This is a genomic window from Streptomyces niveiscabiei (genome assembly GCF_001419795.1).
In the GTDB taxonomy this organism is placed as follows: Bacteria; Actinomycetota; Actinomycetes; order Streptomycetales; family Streptomycetaceae; genus Streptomyces; species Streptomyces niveiscabiei.
Genome location: NZ_LIRL01000856.1, coordinates 1 through 4,697, shown reverse-complemented (window position 1 = coordinate 4,697; position 4,697 = coordinate 1). Strand labels below are relative to the sequence as shown.

General features: G+C 69.8%; 3 protein-coding genes. All 3 read right to left on the bottom strand.

Annotated elements, in window-relative coordinates; translation table 11 throughout:
- Window positions 1-744: 744 nt before the first annotated feature.
- Window positions 745-2,163 carry an ATP-binding protein gene (locus AOK24_RS35535; RefSeq protein WP_055724094.1) on the bottom strand — a complete coding sequence of 473 codons (1,419 nt, stop codon included), beginning with the start codon at window positions 2,161-2,163 and terminating at the stop codon, window positions 745-747.
- Window positions 2,164-2,169: 6 nt separating this feature from the next.
- Window positions 2,170-3,729 (bottom strand): SCO6880 family protein, encoded by a 1,560-nt coding sequence (locus tag AOK24_RS35530; RefSeq protein WP_055724093.1) that lies wholly within the window; start codon window positions 3,727-3,729, stop codon window positions 2,170-2,172.
- Window positions 3,726-4,697: hypothetical protein (locus AOK24_RS35525; protein WP_055724092.1), on the bottom strand; the 972-nt coding region annotated here is incomplete at its 5' end. The genes AOK24_RS35525 and AOK24_RS35530, both read right to left, overlap by 4 nt.

Below are 4,697 nucleotides of genomic sequence, written 5' to 3'. Positions count from 1 at the left end.
CGTGCCGCCCCTAGCGGCACGACTGCCCGCAGCTGGGTGAGCGGGGTGGAGCGGGTGCGGATCGGCGAGGCTGCCTGCCGCTGAGGCCGCTGAGGCCGCTGAGTGCGGGTCTGCGGGGGTGCCGCCCGGTGTGGTTGCGGCAGGAGTGCCGGGTGCGTGCGGGGCGCGAGGGTGGTGCTGCGGGGCGGTGGGAGCTGCGTGGGCCGGTGGTTGTTGTTTGTCGGGGGGCTGGGGCGCGTTCCGTGCCGTATCGGCCGTGTGCCCCTCGCCGCTCTCCGCCAGGGGCGGAAATGCCCAACTGCCTTTGTCCGGCTCCTGTTTGGGCAGGGGGGTTGTAGAGGGACCCGGTGCCCTTCCTCGGGCCGCTGCCCTCTCCTCCCGTTTCCTCGCCCTGACCACCCTCCACCGCGCCCACGTCCCGAGGCCGAAGAATGTCAAGGTCAGCAGGATCATCAGCTGGCCGATGAACAGGCCCCAGAAGAGGCCGTACCCCGAGAGGTCGTCCGGTGGGGTGTCGGGCCAGGCGCCGGGGAGGTCGTTGGGGTGGGAGATGAGGTGGCGTAGGGCCAGCGGCGTACGCATGAAGGTGAGGCCGGCCGGCCAGGTGGCGTGGGAGAGGAGGGCCGAGAGGCCTGTTGCTGTCCAGGTCAGGATGGTGATGACCAGCAACAGCGCCAGTATGCCTAGGAGCAGGCCGTCCGGGACGCCTCCCTGTTGTTGTTTGGGGCGAGGGGTCGGCATGGGTCACGCCACCGTGGATTCCGTGCCGTCGAGGTCGGCCATGTGCTGTTCCATGAAGGCTGCGGCCCGTTGTTCCGCTTCCAGTTCCGCGGCGCGCAGCGCGTCGTCCGCCGCGTCGGTGGAGGACTCCGTCATCGCGCGGTCCGTGAAGACGAGGGGGCGTTCCGTCTCTGTGACGAGGTGTTTGACGACCTGCACGTTGCCGTTGACGTCCCATACCGCGATGCCCGGCGTGAGGGTGGGGATGATTTCGACCGCCCAGCGAGGGAGGCCCAACACCCGCCCCGTCGCCCGCGCTTCGTCCGCCTTCTGCGCGTAGATCGTCCGTGTGGACGCCATCTTGAGGATCGCCGCGGCCTCCTTGGCAGCCGCTCCGTCCACGACGTCGGACAGGTGGTGGACGACGGCGACGAAGGAGAGGCCCAGGCGCCGGCCGAACTTCAGCAGGCGTTGGAAGAGCTGGGCGACGAAGGGGCTGTTGATGATGTGCCAGGCCTCTTCGACGAGGAAGATGCGCTTCTTGCGGTCGGGCCGGATCCAGGTGTGTTCCAGCCAGACGCCGACGATGGCCATGAGGATCGGCATGGCGATGGAGTTGCGGTCGATGTGGGAGAGGTCGAAGACGATGAGGGGCGCGTCGAGGTCGATGCCGACGGTCGTGGGGCCGTCGAACATGCCCCTCAGGTCGCCGTCGACCAGGCGGTCGAGGACGAGGGCGACGTCGAGTCCCCAGGCGCGTACGTCGTCTATGGCGACGTTCATCGCCTCGGCCGACTCCGGTTCGGGGTGGCGGAGTTGCTCGACGATGTCGGACAGCACCGGCTGGCGTTCGACGATCGTCTCGTTGACGTACGCGTGCGCGACCTTGAGCGCGAACCCGGAGCGTTCGTCGAGGCCGTGGCCCATCGCGACCTCGATGATCGTGCGCAGCAGGGCCAGTTGGCCTGTTGTGGTGATCGCCGGGTCGAGGGGGTTGAGGCGGATGCCGTCGTCGAGGGCGGCCATCGCGTCGAGGCGGATGGGAGTTATCCCCAACTCGCGGGCGATGAGGTTCCATTCGCCGGCGCCGTCCTCGCCCTGGGCGTCCAGGACGACGACTTGGCGGTCCCGGAAGCGCAACTGGCGCAGGACGTACGTCTTTTCGAGGGCGGACTTGCCGTTGCCGGATTCGCCGAGGACGAGCCAGTGGGGGGCCGGGAGTTGCTGGCCGTAGAGCTGGAAGGGGTCGTAGATGTAGCCCTTGCCGGAGTACACCTCGCGGCCGATGATGACGCCGGAGTCGCCCAACCCCGGTGCGGCGGTGGGGAGATAGACCGCCTGGGCCTGGCCGGTGGAGGTGCGGACCGGGAGGCGGGTCGTCTCGACCTTGCCGAAGAGGAAGGCGGTGAAGGCGTCGGTGAGGAGGGAGAGCGGATCCCGCATCTGTTCCTACCTCCGGATGCCGGTGGCGAAGGGGAGTGTGTTGACGAACGCCCGGTGGTGCTCGCGGTCGCACCACTCCAGCTTGAGGTACGACTTTCCGGCCGAGGCCCTTATCGTCCGCTTGTCGCGGTTGAGGGCTTCGGGGGAGCGCGAGGAGACCGTGATGTAGCCGACGAGGTTGACGCCGGCGGCGCCGCTCGCGAGGTCCTCGCCGCGTTGGTCCAGGCGGGAGTTGGCGGCGACGTCACGCGGGTCGAGGGTGCGGTTCATCTTGGCCTGGCGGGACGCCTCGGCCTCGTCGTTGGTCTTCTCCGTCAGCATGCGTTCGATGGCGACCTCGGTGGGTTCGAGGTCCATCGTCACGGCGACCGTGCGGATCACGTCCGGGGTGTGGACGAGCAGGGGCGCGAGGAAGTTGACGCCGACCGGGGTCATCGGCCACTCCTTGATCCACGCCGTGGAGTGGCACCAGGGGGCGCGGGTCGAGGACTCGCGGGTCTTGGCCTGGAGGTACGTCGGCTCCATGGCGTCGAGCTCGGCCGGCCAGGCGTTGCGCTTGGTCATCGCCTGGATGTGGTCGATGGGGTGGTCGGGGTCGTACATGGAGTGGATGAGCGACGACAGGCGGCCCTGGCCGAGGGGCTGGCGGACGCGGATGTCGGCCTCCTGGAGGCGCGAGCAGATGTCGGTCAGCTCACGGGCCATGACGACCGCGAGCCCGGCGTCCCGGTCCACCTTGCGGCCCGCCTGGGGGCGTGCGGCGCGGGCCATCGCGTGGGCCTCGGCGGCGAGTTCACGGCTGTACTGCATGCAGGCGACGAGGTACGCGCGGTGCTGTTCGCTGCTCGTGGAGACCATCGACTGGAGCTGGTCGTACGAGGACTGGAGCCACGGCAGGGCCTTGTCGTCGCCGCGCTGGGCGACGTCCTTGGCGTGCGCGTCGGGGTCGGCGGGGAGGGTGCGGGCGAGCATCTGGATGCGGGTGACGAAGCCGTCGCCGTTGGCCACGTGCTTGAGCAGGGTGCCGAAACGGTCCACCAGGGCTTCCTGGTCCTCGCTGTCGCGCAGGCCGACGCCGGGGCCCTCGATCTCGATCGCGGCCGTCACCGTACGGCGGTCGGCGTGCAGGAGGACGGCGATCTCGTCGGGGCCGAAGGGCGCGGACAGCCAGGTGATGCGGCCGATGCCGGGGGGCGGGCCGATCTCGACCTCGCGGCCGTCGAGCGCGACGCCGGCCTCCATCGCCGAGCTGCGGTACGCGGTGCCCTTGCGCAGGCTGCGCTTGTAACTGCGGTTGATCTCGAACCACTTGTAGAACGTGCGGTGCTTGTACGGCACGTAGACCGCCATCAGGGCGATCAGCGGGAAGCCGGTGAGCAGCACGATCCGCAGGGCGAGCACGGGGACGAGCAGACCGCACATCATGCCGAGGAAGGCGCCCGTGATGATGAGGGCGATCTCTCCGGTCTCGCGGTTCTTGCCGACGATCGCGTTCGGCCGGGCCCGGCCGATCAGATACGTACGGCGGGGCGCGATCGGGTGCGACACGTGGGACTCGGTCGTCAACGCCCTTCACCTCCCGTGCGGTTGTTGCTGGCGTGCGGGGTGTTGAGGGGGCTGCCGGTGCGCGGGGCGGGCGCGGCGGCTGCGCCCCCTCCGCCGCCGTTCGCGGGGCGCGAGCCGTGCGCGGCGATGCCGCCGGAGCCGGGGTTGGCGGGGCGCGGCGTGCTGCTGGACGACGCATTGCCGCCGCCGCCACCGTCGTTGGCGCGGGTGCTGTGCGTCTTGATGCCCTGTGCGACGAGGGTCGCCGGGGACGAGATGACGGCCGCGGCCTTGCTCTCGGCGCCCTGCATGATGCGGTTGTTGCGGGACGCGGCGATCTCGTCGCCGAAGCCGGGGACGAAGCGGTAGATCATCGCGCTGGCGAAGATGGCCAGCAGGATGATCGCGAGCCCCGAGACGATCGCCGAGAACGAGTCCGGGCCGTCGTCCCCGGAGAGGGCTCCGGCGAGGCCGAGCACGATCACGATCACCGGTTTCACCATGATCACGGCGATCATGACGCCGGCCCAGCGGCGGACGTGGCCCCAGAGGTTCTTGTCCACGAGACCGGCGTACACGACCGTGCCGAGCAGCGCGCCGACGTACAGCAGGGCCGTACGGATGACCAGTTCGAGCCAGAGGATGCCCGCGGCGAGGACCGAGACGAGGGAGACCACGATCAGCATGATCGGGCCGCCGCCGATGTTCTCGCCCTTCGCGAGGGCGGCGGAGAACGTGCCGAAGAACGTGTCCGTCTGGTCGCCGGTCGCCTTCGCGAGGACGTCCGTGATGCCGTCGGTCGCGGAGACGACGGTGTAGAGGATCAGCGGCGTGAACGCGGAGGCGAGGACCGTCAGCCACAGGAACCCGACGGCCTCGGAGATCGCGGTGCCGAGGGGGACGCCTCGCACTGCGCGTTTGGCGACGGCCAGGAGCCACAGGACGAGGGTCAGGACCGTCGACGCGGCGAAGACGACCGCGTACTGCTG